15 protein-coding genes are annotated in these 16,405 nt (G+C 73.2%); 8 read left to right on the forward strand and 7 right to left on the reverse strand.

All coding sequences use genetic code 11. The features are described 5' to 3' along the window. Window positions 1-8: 8 nt before the first annotated feature. Entirely contained in the window at window positions 9-434 is a 426-nt protein-coding gene (gene trxA, locus ACZ4Z4_RS06510; RefSeq protein WP_468323045.1) for a thioredoxin, read from the forward strand. A gap of 38 nt (window positions 435-472) precedes the next feature. Here the strand turns inward: trxA and ACZ4Z4_RS06515 are convergent, their stop codons facing one another. Then, window positions 473-1,507 carry a LacI family DNA-binding transcriptional regulator gene (locus ACZ4Z4_RS06515; protein WP_468323047.1) on the reverse strand — a complete coding sequence of 345 codons (1,035 nt, stop codon included), beginning with the start codon at window positions 1,505-1,507 and terminating at the stop codon, window positions 473-475. 147 nt (window positions 1,508-1,654) lie between these two features. On the opposite strand from ACZ4Z4_RS06515, the gene ACZ4Z4_RS06520 reads away from it, so the two are divergent. Then, window positions 1,655-3,097 carry an amidase gene (locus ACZ4Z4_RS06520; RefSeq protein ID WP_468323050.1) on the forward strand — a complete coding sequence of 481 codons (1,443 nt, stop codon included), beginning with the start codon at window positions 1,655-1,657 and terminating at the stop codon, window positions 3,095-3,097. A gap of 7 nt (window positions 3,098-3,104) precedes the next feature. Here the strand turns inward: ACZ4Z4_RS06520 and ACZ4Z4_RS06525 are convergent, their stop codons facing one another. Further along, entirely contained in the window at window positions 3,105-3,959 is an 855-nt protein-coding gene (locus ACZ4Z4_RS06525; RefSeq protein ID WP_468323053.1) for a TIGR02452 family protein, read from the reverse strand. Between the two features lie 159 nt (window positions 3,960-4,118). Between ACZ4Z4_RS06525 and egtA the strand changes: the two genes are divergently transcribed. From egtA to egtD, 4 genes are read left to right on the forward strand one after another with little or no spacing between them, the layout of a single operon-like run. Continuing rightward, window positions 4,119-5,459, forward strand: a complete 1,341-nt coding sequence (gene egtA, locus ACZ4Z4_RS06530; protein WP_468323056.1) for an ergothioneine biosynthesis glutamate--cysteine ligase EgtA — start codon at window positions 4,119-4,121, stop codon at window positions 5,457-5,459. After that, a complete protein-coding gene (gene egtB, locus ACZ4Z4_RS06535; protein WP_468323059.1) occupies window positions 5,456-6,799 on the forward strand; it encodes an ergothioneine biosynthesis protein EgtB in 1,344 nt (447 codons plus the stop codon). Before egtA ends, egtB begins: the two co-directional genes overlap by 4 nt. Then, window positions 6,799-7,554: an ergothioneine biosynthesis protein EgtC gene (gene egtC, locus ACZ4Z4_RS06540; protein WP_468323061.1), complete on the forward strand. Its 756-nt coding sequence runs from the start codon at window positions 6,799-6,801 to the stop codon at window positions 7,552-7,554. Before egtB ends, egtC begins: the two co-directional genes overlap by 1 nt. After that, window positions 7,551-8,513, forward strand: coding sequence for an L-histidine N(alpha)-methyltransferase (gene egtD, locus ACZ4Z4_RS06545; RefSeq protein WP_468323063.1), 963 nt, complete (start codon window positions 7,551-7,553; stop codon window positions 8,511-8,513). Before egtC ends, egtD begins: the two co-directional genes overlap by 4 nt. A 54-nt stretch (window positions 8,514-8,567) precedes the next feature. Here the strand turns inward: egtD and ACZ4Z4_RS06550 are convergent, their stop codons facing one another. Then, window positions 8,568-9,848, reverse strand: a complete 1,281-nt coding sequence (locus ACZ4Z4_RS06550; protein WP_468323066.1) for an extracellular solute-binding protein — start codon at window positions 9,846-9,848, stop codon at window positions 8,568-8,570. Window positions 9,849-10,132: 284 nt separating this feature from the next. Between ACZ4Z4_RS06550 and ACZ4Z4_RS06555 the strand changes: the two genes are divergently transcribed. Next, window positions 10,133-10,354, forward strand: coding sequence for a dodecin (locus ACZ4Z4_RS06555; protein WP_468323068.1), 222 nt, complete (start codon window positions 10,133-10,135; stop codon window positions 10,352-10,354). Window positions 10,355-10,417: 63 nt separating this feature from the next. Here ACZ4Z4_RS06555 and ACZ4Z4_RS06560 read toward each other — a convergent pair whose 3' ends face one another. After that, on the reverse strand, window positions 10,418-10,906 hold the full coding sequence (locus ACZ4Z4_RS06560) for a phosphatase domain-containing protein (protein ID WP_468323071.1): 489 nt from the start codon (window positions 10,904-10,906) through the stop codon (window positions 10,418-10,420). A 98-nt stretch (window positions 10,907-11,004) separates the two neighbouring features. Between ACZ4Z4_RS06560 and ACZ4Z4_RS06565 the strand changes: the two genes are divergently transcribed. Beyond that, window positions 11,005-11,592 carry an HAD family hydrolase gene (locus ACZ4Z4_RS06565; protein ID WP_468323074.1) on the forward strand — a complete coding sequence of 196 codons (588 nt, stop codon included), beginning with the start codon at window positions 11,005-11,007 and terminating at the stop codon, window positions 11,590-11,592. Here ACZ4Z4_RS06565 and ACZ4Z4_RS06570 read toward each other — a convergent pair. From ACZ4Z4_RS06570 to ACZ4Z4_RS06580, 3 genes are read right to left on the reverse strand one after another with little or no spacing between them, the layout of a single operon-like run. After that, entirely contained in the window at window positions 11,477-12,823 is a 1,347-nt protein-coding gene (locus ACZ4Z4_RS06570) for an MFS transporter (protein WP_468323078.1), read from the reverse strand. The two genes, ACZ4Z4_RS06565 and ACZ4Z4_RS06570, sit on opposite strands and share 116 nt — an antisense overlap. Further along, the gene (locus ACZ4Z4_RS06575; RefSeq protein ID WP_468323081.1) at window positions 12,820-14,829 is read right to left on the reverse strand and encodes a PEP/pyruvate-binding domain-containing protein; all 2,010 of its coding nucleotides are present in this window, start codon (window positions 14,827-14,829) and stop codon (window positions 12,820-12,822) included. Before ACZ4Z4_RS06575 ends, ACZ4Z4_RS06570 begins: the two co-directional genes overlap by 4 nt. Beyond that, complete coding sequence (locus ACZ4Z4_RS06580) at window positions 14,826-16,280, reverse strand: ATP-grasp domain-containing protein (protein ID WP_468323084.1); 1,455 nt, start codon at window positions 16,278-16,280, stop codon at window positions 14,826-14,828. The genes ACZ4Z4_RS06575 and ACZ4Z4_RS06580 overlap by 4 nt, the downstream gene beginning before the upstream one ends. Window positions 16,281-16,405: the final 125 nt, after the last annotated feature.

The following is a 16,405-nucleotide window of genomic DNA, read 5'->3' on the forward strand; positions in this document are numbered from 1 at the left end:
CGGCCGTTGTGCACAGCGGCTACGCCCGACAGCAGGAAGTAGGGAACACCATGAGCAGCGCGACAGTGGAGCTCACCAAGGAGAACTTCGACCAGACGGTCACGGACAACGGATTCGTTCTGATCGATTTCTGGGCCGACTGGTGCGGGCCGTGCAAGCAGTTCGCTCCCGTCTACGAGCGGGCCGCCGAGGCCAATCCCGACCTGGTCTTCGCCAAGGTCGACACGGAGGCGCAGCCCGAGCTGGCCCAGGCCTTCGACATCCAGTCCATCCCCACGCTGATGATCGTCCGCGACCAGGTGGCGGTGTTCGCCCAGCCGGGCGCGCTGCCGGAGGCCGCCCTGACGGACGTCATCGGGCAGGCGAGGAACCTGGACATGGACGACGTGCGCCGGCAGGTCGCCGAGGAGCAGGCCAAGCAGCAGGGGCAGTGAGCGCCGGGCGGGAGACGCGGCAGGAAGGGCCGTAGCCGTCAGCTGGACTCACGGTGCACGACGTCGGCCCCGAGCACGTCGTGCACCTCGGGTTCCGCGCCGGGGTCGCGCACCACTCGGTCGACGAGTTCGGCGAGGCCGCGGCCCGAGGGCAGCTCGATGCGGACGGTGCTGAGCCGGGGCCGCAGGAGCCTGCCGAGCATCAGGTCGTCCGAGCCGAGCACGGCGACCTCGTCGGGCACGGCGATGCCCTCGTCCTGGAGGGCTCGCATCACGAGCATCGCGTACTCGTCGTTGTAGGCGAAGACGGCGTCGATCCCCTGGGTGCGGCAGCGGGTCGCGAGCCGGGCGGCGGACTCCTCGTCGTACGCGAGGGGCAGCTCGGTGACGGAGGCGTCGGTGGTCCGGGCGCGCTCCACGGCCTGGCGGACCCCTTCGAGGCGGGGTCGCGAGAAGTGTTCGAGGCCGTCTTCCGCGGGGACGACGACGCCGATGCCGCGCCGTCCGCGGGCGAGGAAGTGCAGGGCGGCGGCCTCGCCGACCCTGCGGCCGTCCATCAGCAGGGCGTGCGCGCCCTCGACGCGGTGGGGTCCGAGCGTGAAGACGGCCTTGGCGCCGGACCGCTTGAGGACCTCGACGCCGCGCGGGTTGAGCGCGGAGGCGTCGGGCGCGAGGACCGCCACGGGGCGCAGCTCGGCCCAGGCGCGGGCGGCGTCCTCGCCGGTCAGGCCGAGGCTGGCGTACTGCACGACGGTGTAGTCGAACCGGCTGAGCGCCCACTGCAATTCGTTGAAGAACCGGCTGAAGAGCGGGCCCATCGGGATCTCCGACGTGGGCATGAGGACCATGCGGCTGTGTCCGGCACGGAGGCTGCGGGCGGCGGCGTGCGGGACGTAGCCGAGCTCTCTGGCCGCCGCGTGGACGCGGCGCCGGGTCGGCTCGCTTATGCGGACGGCGCTGGTGTTGTTGAGGACGTACGAGACGGTCGCGCGGGAGACCCCCGCCAGGCGGGCGACGTCGGCGCTCGTCGGCACGGAGCGCTGCGTGGGCTGCTGCTTCGGTATCTGCACCATGACAGGGGCATCCTCGCAGACCGGTGTCGGGAGCCCGGAGGCGGGCGGAGCGACATCGGTCGGGGCAACCTCCCCCGACGCGTTCCGTGTTGGGCTACTCGCCGGTTAACGTTCGGGCATCCGTTCGTCGAGCGAAGGTGCCCCCACATGACTGCCGACCGTGCTGAGGGGTTGGCGCGCACCGCCCGCGCGCTGGCCGAGGGAGACGTGTCCTCGCGCGCGCTGACCGAGCGGACGCTGGCCAGGATCGAGGCGTCGCAGCCCGTGCTCAACGCCTTCAAGCGGGTGCGGACCGAGGCCGCGCTGGCCGAGGCGGACGCCGCCGACCGGGAGTTGGCGGCGGGCGGTGCCTCTTCGGAGCGGCCGCTGCTGGGGGTGCCGCTGGCCGTGAAGGACGACATGGACGTGGCGGGCGAGCCGACCGCGTTCGGGTGCCGGGGTGAATTCCCGCCGAGCGCGGCGGATGCGGAGGCCGTACGCCGGCTGCGCGCTGCCGGAGCCGTGATCGTGGGCAAGACCAACACGTGCGAGCTGGGGCAGTGGCCGTTCACGGAGGGCCCCGGTTTCGGGGACACCCGCAATCCGTGGAACACCGCTCACACGCCCGGGGGCTCGTCGGGCGGCTCGGCGGCCGCGGTCGCGGCGGGGCTCGTCCCCGCGGCGCTGGGCTCGGACGGCGCGGGCTCGGTGCGGATCCCCGCCGCCTGGACGCATCTGGTCGGCATCAAGCCGCAGCGCGGACGCATATCGACGTGGCCGTGGCCGGAGGCCTTCCACGGCATCACCGTCAACGGACCGCTGGCCAGGACGGTCGCGGACGCCGCGCTGCTGCTCGACGCGGCGAGCGGCAGCCACGCGGGCGATCTGCACCGGCCGCCCGCCGTGCGGGCCGCCGAGGCGGCGACGCGCGATCCGGGGCGGCTGCGGATCGCCCTGTCGCTGCGGATGCCGTTCACGGCGACGCCCAAGCAACTGCACCCCGTGGTGCGGGACCGGGTGGTGGCGCTCGCGGAGCGGCTCGCCGCGCTCGGGCACGACGTGGCGGAGGCGGATCCGCGGTACGGGCAGATCGGCCTGGCGTTCGTGCCGCGGGCCACGGCGGGCATCGCGGAGTGGGCGCGCCGGGTGCCGGACGTCTCCCTCCTCGACCGGCGCACGCGGGAAGCTGCCCGTATGGGGCGGCTGTTGCAGGGCGCTCCGCTGCGTCTCGCGCGCCGCTCGGAGGCGGCGCTGCACCGGCGGGTGGGCGCCGTCTTCTCGACGTACGACGTGGTGCTCGCGCCGACGACGGCCACTCCCCCGCCGCGCGTCGGCACGCTGGCGGCGATGAGCGGCTGGCGCACCGACCGGGCGATGATCGCCGCGTGCCCCTACGCGTGGCCGTGGAACGTGCTCGGCTGGCCGGGCGTCAACGTCCCCGCGGGCCGCACCCCGGGCGGCCTCCCCGTCGGCGCCCAGCTCCTCGGCCCGGCGGGCAGCGAGCCGCTGCTGATCTCCCTGGCGGCGCAGCTGGAGGCGGACCGACGGTGGTACACGGAGTGGCCGACTCCTGTCACGGACGACGCGGCAGCGGCCGCCGACAGGCTTTGACGCCTTCTCAGAGAGCCGGCGTCAGGGGGCCGGCACTGACCTCCTGTGCGAAGGTCTGCTCGAAAGCGCCGCGGGTCGTCGCGCCCTTCGTGCGGTCGAGTACGGCGAACACGATGTGCGGGAATTGTCCGGCGAACCGGCCGCCCGCGCCGAGCAGGGTCCGGAAGACGCCGGCGACCTGCGCGGGGTCGTTCATGAAGACCCCGCAGCCCCAGGCGCCGAGCACCAGGCGGCCGTAGCCTCGGGCGGCCGCGGTCTCCAGGACGCGCTCGGCGCGGGTGGCCAGGGCGTGGGGGAGGTGCTGGGTGCGGTCGGGGGTGCGGCGGCGGATCACCCCGGCGTTCGGCGCCGCGGCGGTGAGGAAGCCGACGGTGTATGCCTCGTCGAGGAACCGTCCGCGGTCGTCGCGGAAGACGGGGACGCCCGGCGAGCAGATGACGCGGTCGCTGTAGAAGGGGTCGCGGTCGGCGCGGTGGTGGGCGTAGAACCCGGGCGCTTCGAGCAGGCAGGTGTACAGCGCGGAGGCGCGGCAGAGCGCCTCCTCCTGTGCCTGGGCGCCGTTCAGATATCCGCCGCCGGGATTGCGCGCCGACGAGAAGTTGAGCACCGCCACCGGGGAGTCGCCCGCGGCCGTGAGCCTGCGGGCCGCCTCCAGGCTGCTCTCCCCCGTGACCTCGAAGAAGGTGTCCCCAGGCGCGCGGGGCACCACGTCCACCGGCTCCGGTCCGAACATGCGCGTGCCGGCGCGGGCCGCCGCCACCGCCTCGGCGATGCCCACCTCGCGGCCGCCCGGCGTGACGTACCCGCCCGCCGCGACGATCCGCTCCGTCTCCTGCGCCTGTCCGCGCAGCCGGGCGCTCATGCCCGTACCCCCGTGTCGTCCATGAACGCATCGTGAGCCGCGCGCGTCGGGCGGCGCAACAGAAATTCCCGGTACGGGAACGGCCTGAGGGGCACTCTTGTGCGGACGCCCGCGAAGGTTTTCAGTGTGACGAGCAGCATCGAACGGAAGGATCCCGGCATGCCCGAGGGAGACTGTACGCAACACCGCACCGCGCGCCGCACGACGGCGCGTGACACGGTGTCGGAAGCCGAAGTGGAGGCGCTGGTCCGCGGCATCTGCTTCAAGACCGGACCACCCCGCACCACCGGTGTCGAGCTGGAGTGGCTCGTCCACGCGCCAGGAGCGCCCCACCTGCCCGTGCCCGCCGCCCGCCGAGAAGCGGCCTACGCCGCACTGCGGGCCCTGCCCCTGCACTCGTCCGTCACCGTCGAACCCGGCGGCCAGCTGGAGCTCAGCTCGCTGCCCGCCGCCTCGCTGACGGAGTGCATATCGGCCATGCGGGCCGATCTCACCGTCGTACGCGACGTGTTACGTTCCCACCGCCTCACCCTCAGCGGGGTCGGCGCCGATCCGTGGCGGCCGCCGTCGCGGGTGCTGCGCGAACCCCGCTACGACGCGCTGGAGGCCAGCCTCGACCGCGGGGGCCCGGCCGGCCGCCGCATGATGTGCTCGACGGCGTCCGTACAGGTCTGTCTCGACGCGGGACACGAGGAGCCGGGCCCGCTCGGCTACGCGCGACGCTGGCGTCTGGCGCATCTGCTGGGGCCCGTCCTGGTCGCCGCGTTCGCCAACTCGCCGTTGCAGGACGGCCGTCCCACCGGCTGGCGGTCGACCCGGCAGGCCGTGTGGGCGGGCATCGAGCCGGGCAGATCCGGTGCCCCGCCGCTCGACGTGGAGCCGCGGGAGGCCTGGACCCGGCACGCCCTGGACGCACCGGTCATGTGCGTGAGAAGAGAGCCCGGCGAGGGGCCCTGGAGCGTCCCCGAAGGGATGAGTTTCCGTGCCTGGGCCCGTACCGGCGCGCCGCGCAGACCCACCCGCGAGGATCTCGCCTACCACCTGACCACGCTCTTCCCGCCGGTCCGCCCGCGCGGCCACCTGGAGCTGCGGATGATCGACGCGCAGCCCGGCGAGGACGGCTGGATCGTGCCGCTCGCCGTGACGAGCGCGCTGTTCGACGACCCGGAGGCGGCCGAGACCGCCTACCGCGCCGTGAAGCCGCTGGCCGAGCGGTCCGGGCCGCCGGGTTCGCCGCCCGCGCCGCACAGCCCGGTCTGGCTCGACGCGGCGCGCCACGGCCCCGCCGACCCCGAACTGCGCGAGGCCGCCGTCGTCTGCTTCGCCACCGCCGTCGACGCGCTGCCCCGGCTCGGCGCGCCCGCGTCCGTGCGGGACGCCGTGGCGGAGTACACCGCGCGGTACGTCGCTCGGGGCCGCTGCCCGGCCGACGACCTGCTGGACGGCCTGCGTGACGGCCGCCGCCCCCTCGACACACCTGGGAAGGACTCCCGCCGATGACAGGCCCCACCGCCGACCCGGAGGCCCTGCGGGAGCGCGCACTGGCCGCGCTCCTGGCCGCCCGGGACCGCACGACCCTCCTCACCAGCTGTGTGGAGGACACCGAACTCACCGCCCAGCACTCGCCGTTGATGTCTCCGCTGGTCTGGGACCTCGCCCACATAGGCAACCAGGAGGAGCAGTGGCTGCTGCGCGCGGTCGCGGGCCGCGACGCCATGCGGCCCGAGATCGATCCGCTGTACGACGCCTTCGAGCATCCCCGCGCCGAGCGCCCGAGCCTGCCGCTCCTCGCGCCCGCCGAGGCCCGCGGCTACGCGGCCGAGGTGCGGGGCCGCGCGCTCGACGTGCTGGAGAGGACGCCGTTCCGCGGCACACCGCTCACCGACGCGGGCTTCGCCTTCGGGATGATCGCGCAGCACGAACAGCAGCACGACGAGACGATGCTGATCACCCATCAGCTGCGGTCGGGCCCGACCGCTCTCACCGCGCCGGAACCGCCCGCCGGGGAGCCCTTCGCCGGGCCCGCCGAAGTCCTCGTGCCGGGCGGCCCGTTCACGATGGGCACCTCGACCGAGCCGTGGGCCCTGGACAACGAACGCCCCGCGCACCGCCGCCTCGTCCCGCCGTTCTTCATCGACACGACTCCGGTGACGAACGCCGCGTACCAGCGTTTCATCGAGGACGGTGGCTACGCGCGCATGCGGTGGTGGGACCCGGCCGGCTGGGCGATGGTCCAGCGGCACGAGCTGACGGCACCGCTGTTCTGGCGGCGCGAGGGCGGCCAGTGGCTGCGGCGGCACTTCGGCACGGTCGAGCCGGTGCCCGCCGACGAGCCGGTGCTGCACGTCAGCTGGTACGAGGCGGACGCCTACGCGCGCTGGGCGGGCCGGCGCCTGCCCAGCGAGGCGGAGTGGGAGAAGGCGGCCCGGCACGACCCCGTGACCGACCGGTCCATGCGCTACCCGTGGGGCGACGCGGACCCCACGCCCGAGCGGGCCAATCTGGGGCAGCGGCATCTGCGCCCCGCCCCCGCGGGCAGTTATCCGGCCGGTGAATCGACCCATGGCGTACGGCAGTTGATCGGCGACGTGTGGGAGTGGACGGCGAGCGACTTCCTGCCCTACCCGGGCTTCTCCGCCTTCCCCTACCGTGAGTACTCGGACGTCTTCTTCGGCGGCGACTACAAGGTGCTGCGCGGCGGCGCCTTCTCCGTCGACGCGGTGGCCTGCCGCGGCACGTTCCGCAACTGGGACCACCCGGTGCGGCGGCAGATATTCGCCGGTTTCCGCACGGCACGGGACGCCGGGCCCGCCGACGCGCCGGAACCGGAGACCGCCTGATGTGCCGTCACCTCGCTTATCTCGGCCCGCCGGAGCCGCTGGGCAGTGTCCTTGTGACGCCCGCCCACAGCCTGTTCCGGCAGTCGTGGGCGCCCCGCAGACAGCGCTACGGCACCGTCAACGCCGACGGTTTCGGGGTGGGCTGGTACGCCGAAGGGGACCCGGTCCCCGGACGGTACCGCCGCTCCGGGCCCATCTGGGGCGACGCGTCGTTCGCCGATCTGGCCCGGGTCGTGCGCTCCGGGGCGCTGCTCGGCGCGGTGCGCGACGCGACTCTGGCGGGCGCGGACGGGGAGGCGGCGGCGGCGCCGTTCGCCTCCGGGCCGTGGCTGTTCAGCCACAACGGCGCGGTCACCGGCTGGCCCCGCTCCCTCGCCCCGCTCACCGCGACCCTGCCGCCCGCCGAGCTGCTCTCGATGGAGGCGCGCTGCGACTCCGCGCTGGTGTGGGCGCTCGTCCTGCACCGGCTGCGCCGCGGCGACGAGGAGGCGCAGGCCCTCGCGGACACCGTCCTGGAGGTCGCCGAGGCGGCCCCCGGGTCACGCCTCAACCTCCTGCTGACCAACGGCGACTCGATCACCGCGACCGCCTGGGGCGACACCCTCTGGTATCTCGCGGAGCCCGGCCGCCGCACCGTCGTGGCCTCCGAGCCCTACGACGACGACCCGCACTGGCGCGAGGTGCCCGACCGCACCCTGCTCGCCGCCAGCCGCACCGACGTACTGCTGACCCCGCTCAAGGAGCCCCCTGCGTGAGCCCGTTCCTGCTGACCCGCACCCTGCCCGAGGACGCCACCGACGCCGCGCTGCGCGCCGATGTCCTGCACGGCCTCACCCGCACCCCGAAGACCCTGCCGCCCAAGTGGTTCTACGACGCGCGCGGCAGCGCCCTCTTCGAGGAGATCACCACCCTGCCCGAGTACTACCCCACCCGCGCCGAGCGCGAGATCCTGGTCGCCCGCTCGGCGCTGATCGCCGACATCACGAAGGCCCGCACGCTGATCGAGCTGGGTTCGGGGTCGTCGGAGAAGACCCGCCACCTGATCGACGCCCTGGCGGACCTGCACACCTACGTCCCCGTGGACGTGAGCGAGAGCGCCCTGACGGGTGCCGCGAACACCCTGCTCGCGCAGCGGCCCCGGCTCGAAGTGCACGCCCTGATCGCCGACTTCACCCGCGGTCTCGCGCTGCCGGGCACGCCGGGACCGCGCCTGGTCGCGTTCCTCGGCGGCACGATCGGCAACCTGCTGCCCGCCGAACGCGCCATGTTCCTCTCCTCGGTACGCGACCTCCTCGCCCCCGGCGACGCGCTGCTCCTCGGCACGGACCTCGTCAAGGACGAGTCGGTGCTCGTCTCGGCGTACGACGACGCGACGGGCGTGACGGGCGCGTTCAACAAGAACGTCCTCGCGGTGATCAACCGCGAGCTGGCCGGGGACTTCGACCCGGACGCCTTCGAGCACGTCGCCGTCTGGGACCGCGAGCGCGAGTGGATCGAGATGCGGCTGCGCTCCACGGCCGACCAGACGGTGAAGATCCACGCGCTCGACCTGGCGGTCGACTTCGCCGCGGGCGAGGAGGTCCGCACGGAGATCTCCGCCAAGTTCCGCGCGGACGGCGTACGCGCCGAACTGGCCGCTTCAGGACTCGAACTGACGCACTGGTGGACGGACGAGAGGGCGCGCTTCGCGCTGTCGCTGAGCACGGTGGCGTAGCGCCGTGCCGACGGGTGCCCGGCCCCGCCCCCCTGCGGCGGGGCCGGGCACCCGTCACAGGCCGCCGACGTCCAGCGTCTCGGTGATCCGGCGCGACGCCTCGCGGGCCGCGGTCGCCGGTTCGCCGCCCGTCAGGACCTTCGTCATGTAGCCCTTAATGGGATTGTCCGCCTCGACGGCCGCCCAGCGCGGCGAGTTGGGCGTCGCCCGGCCGTTGGCCGCGCCGGCGGCCATGGCCGCGACGCCCTCCTCGCCGGTGACCGCGGTGGCCAGTTTCGCCTTGTTCGGGACGTAGTTCATGGTCCGCGCCAGCTCGATCTGCCACTTCTTGCCCGCCAGCGCCTCGATCACCTCGACCGCGCCCTTGTGGTCGTCGCTGTGCTCGGGCACGACGAGGTCGGAGCCGCCGGTGAAGACCGCGCCGGGCTTGCCCGCCTTCTTGCCGGGGATGGGGAAGTAGCCGAGCTTGCCCTTCAGTTCGGGGTTCTTCTCCTCGATGGCGCGGGCCGCGCCGGGCACCGCGACGATCTGGGCGACGTCGCCGTCGGCGAACACGCCGGTCTGCGGCGGGTGCTCCTCGTCGGCGTCGCGCGGGCCCTCGCCGAGTGCCTGGAGCCGCTGGTAGAACTCCATGCCGCGCAGCGCCGCGGGCGTGTGCAGGGCGCCGCGCCAGTCGCCGGACGACTCCTTGGTCTCCTTGGCGAGCTCGCCGCCCTCGTCCCAGACGAACCCGGCGAGGGTGTACCAGTCCTGCCCCGCGAGGTAGATGCCCTGCTTGCCACCGGTGTTGAGCTTCTCGGTGACCGTGATCCACTCCTCGCGGGTGCTTGGCGGCTCGGCGATGCCCGCCTGCGCGAAGAGGTCCTTGTTGTAGATGACGACGCGGTTCGCGGCGTACCAGGGGATGCCGTACTGGGCGCCGCGGTAACGGCCCGGCTCGGCGAGGCCGGGCAGCCAGTCGTCCATGCCGAAGTCGCGTGCGGACTCCAGGGTGAGGTCGTACAGGCCGCCCTCGTCGACGTACTGCGCCACCTGGGTGTTGCCGACCTCGATCACCTCGGGTCCGTCGCCGCCCTCCTCCTTCAGCGCCTTCTTCACCTTGGCGCCGATGCCGGTCCATTCCTGGACGCGGATGTCCAGCTCGATGCCGTCGTGCTCCTTCTCGAACTCCGACGTGAAGCGCTCGACGAACTCCGGCGACGCGCTGTCCTTCATCAGCCAGACCGTGACGGTCCTGGAGTCGTCACCGCCCGGCAGCACGCCGCACCCGGCGACCAGGACGGTGGAGGAGAGGACGAGCGCCAGGGACACGGCGGCGCGGCGGTGCGGTTTCACGTGGGTCGCTTTCTGCCTGCGGACAGGGGAAGGTCAGCCCGACGCGGGGGGATGAGCACGTGGCCGCGTGCCCGCATGACTGCGTGGGCGCGCGGCCGCGTGACTCGAACGGGTCACTGGCTGGAGTTTGGTCCGTACCAATCCGCTGGTCAAGAGGCGGGAGTCATCTTCCGTGCCATCTCGCGCTGCCGAGCGGGTTGGGGCACGGTGGAGTGACGGTACTGCACGGAGTCGTACGACATCGGTCGTACGACCTCATCCGACGGCCCGGAGGAAACAGCCTCATGTCGAACCACACCTACCGTGTCACCGAGATCGTCGGCACGTCCCACGAGGGCGTCGACCAGGCGATCCGCAACGGCGTCGCGCGGGCGGCGCAGACGCTGCGCTCGCTGGACTGGTTCGAGGTCACGCAGGTGCGCGGCCACATCGAGGACGGCGAGATCAAGCACCATCAGGTGGGGCTCAAGGTCGGGTTCCGCCTTGAGGACGGGGACGAGGCGTAGGCGTTTCGCCTGCGGGTGCGTTCGTGGTTTTTCGCGCAGTTCCCCGCGCCCCTGATGGGGCGCTCAGGTGCGGCCCTCTCGTTCCTGGGCGTCCTTCAGGGGGGTCGACTGGAGTGCCCAGTCGGCTCTGTGGACGGGGAAGCCCGCTCGTTTCGCCTCTTCGCAGACCAGTTCGTCGTCGTCCACCAGGATGCGGATCTCGCGCTTGCGGGCCATGCCGCGGAGGATCTCCAGTTTGGTGCGGCGGGCGGGGCGGCGGTCGTCGTTGCGGCGCATCCAGATGCGGCCGTCCGGCAGGCCGTGGCGGGCCAGCCACTCCTCCGTGTCGGCGCGGCAGCGCTCGGGGCGTCCCGTGAGGTAGACGACCTCGCACTCCTCCGCGCTCGCCAGGGCCAGTTCGACGCCGCGGGCCAGCGGCGGATCCTGCGGCGCCGCCGCGAAGAACGCGTCCCAGTCGCGGGGCTTGCGCTCCAGGTACCGCTGCCGGTGCGCGGTGTCCGCGAGGGTGTTGTCCACGTCGAACACGGCGAGGGGTCTGTTGTCTTCGGTCACGTGGACAGCGTAGAAGGCATCCCGGGGCGTGACGCGCGTGGCGTGGGGGTAGAGCGCAGGGGAACCGCGTGCGTGGGGGAAGGGTGGGTGGTCGCCGTATGGGCGGGTCTGTTCTCAAGGGGCTCGGGCGGGTGGGTCTCGCGTTGAGCGTGGCGCTGGTGCCGGTCGCGCTCGGCGGCCCGGCGCGTGCGGCGGCGCCGACGTGTCCCATCGTGTACTTCGACCTGGGCGAGACCCTTGTGCACACCGCCGACGACGGCGGCATCACCTATCGCCCCGGTGCGGCCTCCTACCTGCGTGACCTGCGCGAAAGGCACATCCGGGTCGGCCTGATCACCAATGTGCCGTCCGCTTGGGGAGCGACCGACGCCGAGCGTGCGGCCAGGCTGAAGCGGGAGGTCGACGCCGCATGGCAGGAGCCCGCGCCGTTCGCCTGGCAGGACTTCGGCGACCGGATCCTCACCCCGCGCACCGAGGCGGAGCGCAAACCGGCCCCCACCCTCTGGCAGCGGGCGAAGGCCGGTTCGGGCGGTTGCCGAGTCGTCCATCAGGCGGAGACGGCCGAGGAGGTCAGGGCCGCTTCCGCGGTCGGCTTCGTGCCGTACCAGGTCGGCCGGCCGCACCGGCCCGCGTTTCTTCCGGTCCGGCTGGTGGAACTGCTCGGGGCCCGGCACTCCCCTGCTTGACCGCCCCGCTGCGCAGCAGCAGTTGGAAGACGCCGAGCAGCACCGCCGTCGCGAGCGCGCTGTGCCACAGCAGCGCGTCCAGGCGCCCGGCGGCGAGGTAGGCGCCCACGGCGATCGCGGCCAGCGCGCACACCGCGCGGTCCACGATGCTCTCGACGGAGAGCAGGGTGGCGCGCGGTGCGTGCGCGGGCACCGCGTCGTTCACCAGCTTGCGCTGGATGGGGTACGCGAAGCCGGTCGCGGCGGCGAACAGGCAGAGCAGCGCCACGACGGCCCACGGCCCGCCGAACGTCATGGCCGCCAGGCTGCCCGCGAGGGCGAGGCTGAGGACGGAGACCCAGGCGACCGGCGGCAGGCGGCGGCTCAGCCACTGCGGGCGGGCCGAGGCCACCGCCTCCGCCACCGTCATCGCCGCCATCACACTGCCGTGCGAGGCCTCCGCGATGCCGTGGTCGAGGAGGATCGGCTGGAAGAGGTTGACCTGGCAGATCCGCGAGAGCGTGAAGACGGCCACGCCCTGCACCATCAGCAGGGCCAGCCAGCGCGAGGCGGCGACGCAGCGGAGCGCGGTGCCCGCGTCCCGCAGGAACGCGCCTCCTCCGCCCTCCCTCCGCCCCGTGCCGCTGCCCGTCCCCGCGAGGCGCGGCAGCGCGACCGCGCAGGCGAGGGAGCCCGCCGCGCTCGCGGCGCTGAGCACGTACGGGGTCGGGTGCGCCACGGCCATCAGGGGGCCGACCAGCGGCCAGCACACGACCTTCGCCACCAGCCCCAGCGCCCGTGCGGTGCCCTCCGCCCGCAGGTAATGCTCGTCGCACTGCTCGGCGCGCAGCCCGTCGTACAGGTAGGCGCTGGCCGCCCCCGAGGTGAGGGAGCGGCCCGCGGCGATGGCCAGGAAGTGGACGAGGAAGCCGGTGTAGGAGGCGCTGAACACCGGGGCCAGGTTCGCCGCCGTCATGACCACCGCGCCGGCCCGCAGGCAGTTGCGGGTGCCGATCCGGTCCGCGATCAGGCCTGTCGGGATCTCGAACAGGCAGAAGGCCACGTAGTAGATGCTCTGGATGCCGAAGATCTGCCCGTCCGAGAGCCCGGCCTCCTTCTGGTAGGCGTAGAAGACGGGCATCCACCACAGCAGGTTGAACAGCAGCTGGAAGCCGTAGTTGAGCCGGATGATCCGGTGGGCGGTGGGCGTCGGCGCGGAGCGTGCCCCGGTCCGGTCGGTGTGCGGCCTCACAGTGCGTACGGGCGGATCTGGACCAGCCGGAAGTCGCCCCGGTCGGTCATCAGCCACTCGATGTCGAGGGGCCTGTCCACGTCGGACGCGCTGAAGTGGGACTGAAGGAGCCGCCCGGTCAGGGACAGGTCGGCGAGCCGGGCGCGGGTGGCGGCGGAGAGCGCGTCGCCCCAGGAGCCCAGGGCGACGGTGCGGCCGCCGCCCTCCACGGTGTTGTACAGGTACTGCTGCGGCAGGACCGAGCCCTCGACCACCTGCTCGGGCGAGCCGGGCGAACAGTTGAGGTAGACGTTGCGGAAGTCCTCGCGGCGGGTGGGGTTGCAGGTCACCAGGACGCCGCCGAGGGAGGCGGGCACGTACTCCTGGATGATGACGCCCATGTAGGTGTCGTCCAGGGAGATGCCGACCTGGTGGCGCAGGCGCACGCTGCGGGGCGAGAGGAGCGAGGCCCACACCTGGCGCACGGCGTCCAGGAGTTCGCCGGTGCCGTGGACGGTGGTGACGGAGTCGTAGACGCCCGCCGCGGAGAAGCCCGGCAGGTCCTCGGCGTTGGACGAGGAGCGCACCACGAGGCGGCCGCGCTCTCCGGCGGGGGCGGGGAAGGCCTGGCCGATCTGCCGGGTGACCGACTCGGGGACGGGGGTCTGCCGGATCAGGTGCTGGAGTTGCAGGCAGAGCGAGTCCAGGACGTCGGCCGCGTCGAGTTCGAGTGCCATCTTCAGCTTGCCGATGCCCTGTTGGAGGGCGGGCGAGGAGGCGAGGAAGTGCTGCTGGAGCGCGAAGGGCAGCGCGACGCCGTCCGGGGCGCTCACCGTCCCGGACACGAACTCGGCTGCCCGCGCGCGGAGTTCACCTTCGGCCGGCGCGGTCAGGCCGAGGCGGGCCGCGAGGTGTCCGTAAAGGTGCTCGCGCGGTGGGCGGGGCCGTCCGTAGAAGGCGGTCAGGTCGGCCGTGCGGCTGTCGAGCACGTGGTGCAGCTCGCCGAGGTTGGCCGCCTTGGTGCCGTAGCGGTCGCGGTCGGCGGCGCGCAGCCGGTGCAGGGCAAGCACGGGCGTGTCGTCGAGCAGGGGCGGTGCGAGGCGGATGCGCTGCTGGTGCCAGGCCGGGGCCCGCAGGGCGGGGTCGTGGTCGAGCCGCTCCAGGGATATCTCGTCCTCGCGGACCCGGTAGCGGACCCACGCGCCGTCCAGGCCGTCCGCCTCGACGAGCTGTTCCAGGTCGCGCACGATCGCGTTGGGTATGCCCCAGCCGGAGGCGAGGACGTTGGTGTGCGAAAGCGGGGTGATCGGCGCGGTGTTGAGGAATCCGGCCACCCGGGGCACGTCGTCCGGCAGGCACGGCATGGCCACGATGTCCGCCCAGCCGAGCTGGGCCTCCGCCGCCTCGTACTCCTCGTGCGTGCGGAAGAACCGCAGCCGTCCGGTGGCCTCGCCGGGGTTGAGGGGCGTCCGGGCCCGGGAGCCGAAGAGTTCGTGGCTCAGGATGCGCGGCACGCGCTGCTCGCTGACCGCCGACAGCTCCTCCTCCTGCCCGTGGTTCGCGGGTTTGAGGAGCAGCGGCAGCCTGCCGTCCACCCGGGCGCGCACGAACTCGTAGAAGAAGACGAGCAGTTCGCCGTGCATGGTGTCGGCCTCGGTCGTCTCCAGGACGAGGAAGGTGCGTTCGCGGCCGTCGGCCTCCTCGTCGGTGTGCAGGGAGAGCACACCGAGCAGGAAGCGGCGCTCGGGGTCCATGTAGACGGAGGCGTTGAAGGCGTCGAGGTCCGCGTCGAGGGCGGTGAGGTCCATGCCCAGGACGCGTGTGGCGATGTAGTCGACGTGGAAGGGGTGCGCCGCGGTGTCGAGCAGGTGCCAGGTGTTCTCGGCGCGGTCGACGACGACTTTGAGGTACGGGTGGCCCGCGAGGACCCCGGAGAGGGTGCGGAAGAGCGGCAGGGAGAGGTTCTCGCCGACGACCGTGCGGTCCGTGGCCGGTTCGGCGGCGTCGGTGAGCAGGTGGGTGGTCATGCCGAGACCTCCTCGGACTCTGCGGCTGAGGGCTGGGCGGCGGAGGGCTGGGCGGCAGAGGCGCGTACGGCAGAGGGGCCGGCGGCGGGCAGGACCCGGGGCAGCGCGTCCACCAGGGTCTCGAAGTCACGGAGCACGGTCCCCGCGTCGGTGGCGGAGAGCAGGCACAGGGCCGCCATGGTGTTGGCGCCGGCGGCCGGTTCGTACACCGGCACGACACTCCCGTCGGGGAGCGAGCTCTCCGCGACGACCGACAGGCGGCTGCCTCGGCCGAGCGGGATGTCGGCCGAGACGGCGGGGAAGTCCCAGATCCTGCGGTCCGGCCAGGCGCGGCCGCGCCCGTCGACGGCGAGGACGACGAGGGAGCCCGCCGCGCCGCGCGCCCGCGCGGGGGTGAGGGCCTGCTCGGGCCACGCCACCGGGCGTCCGAGGAGGTGGTCGACGAGCATGCCGACGAGGTCGAGTCCGAAGACCTCCTCGATCTGCGGCACGGTCATCGCGCCGCCGAACCGCGCGGCCGTCTCGATCAGCCACATCGTGCCGTCGGCGCCGAGCTTGATCTCGGTGTGGGTCCCGCAGTCGCGCAGACCGAGGGCGTCGACCGCGCGCCGGGCCAGCTCCACGATCCGGTCCTGGGCGTCCTGTGCCAGCGGGGCGGGGGTGATGCTCGCGCGTTCGGTGAACGGCTCGACCGTCGGCATCCGGCCGCTGACGCAGACCGGGTGGAAGGTGCCGTCCGTGACGACCCCTTCGACGCTGACGTAGTCGCCCCAGCCGGGCTCGTCGAACCAGTCGGAGGCGGTGCCGGTGACGATCTGCTCGACCACGTAGTCCGCCTCGGCCTCGGCCACGTGCAGTTCCGCGTAGCCCAGCTGGGCCGATTCGGCCATCACGGCGCGGGAGCGGGCCCAGGCGGCCGACGCCTCGTGCGGGGAGCGGATGATCTGGTGAGCGGTGGACCCGGCGCTCCAGGCCGCCTTCAGCAGCAGCGGTCCCGGCAGGGTGCGGGCCGCCGCGTACAGCTCCGCCTCGGTGCCGACGGGGCGGAACTCGGGCTGCGGCAGGCCGTGTTGCCGCCAGGTGTGCCGCATCAGCCGCTTGTCGCGGGCGAGCGCGGCCGCGTCGCCCGCCCCCGCGAGTCCGAGCGCCTCGCACGCCTCGGCGACGGCCACGACCGCGTACTCGGAGAAGGTGAGCACCGCGTCCGCGCCCACGGCGTCGGCCCGCGACACGATCAGGGACACGAGGTCGGGCTGGTGTGCGTCGCCGTCGGGGCGGTGCGCGTCGTCGGGTGTCACGACCGAGGCGCACAGTCTGCCGGCGGAGCCTGCCACGGCGGGCGGAAGAGCGCTGAGCGCCAGCAGGTGCACTTCCGCCTTCGCGGCCGTCCGGGAGAGGACGTGACCGAGGGGCGGACCACCCTTGGCATGCACTAACAGCACCTTGCTCACGGAAGTTCGTCTCCATTCGTGTTGGCTGCCACGGATCGCCGTATCCGTGCGCGACATGGGACAAGGCCGCAGGAATCAGCCGGTCCACATGGCGGGGCGTGTTCACCCGCTCACTCAAGGGGACC

This window comes from Streptomyces sp. NPDC030245 (assembly GCF_055572995.1).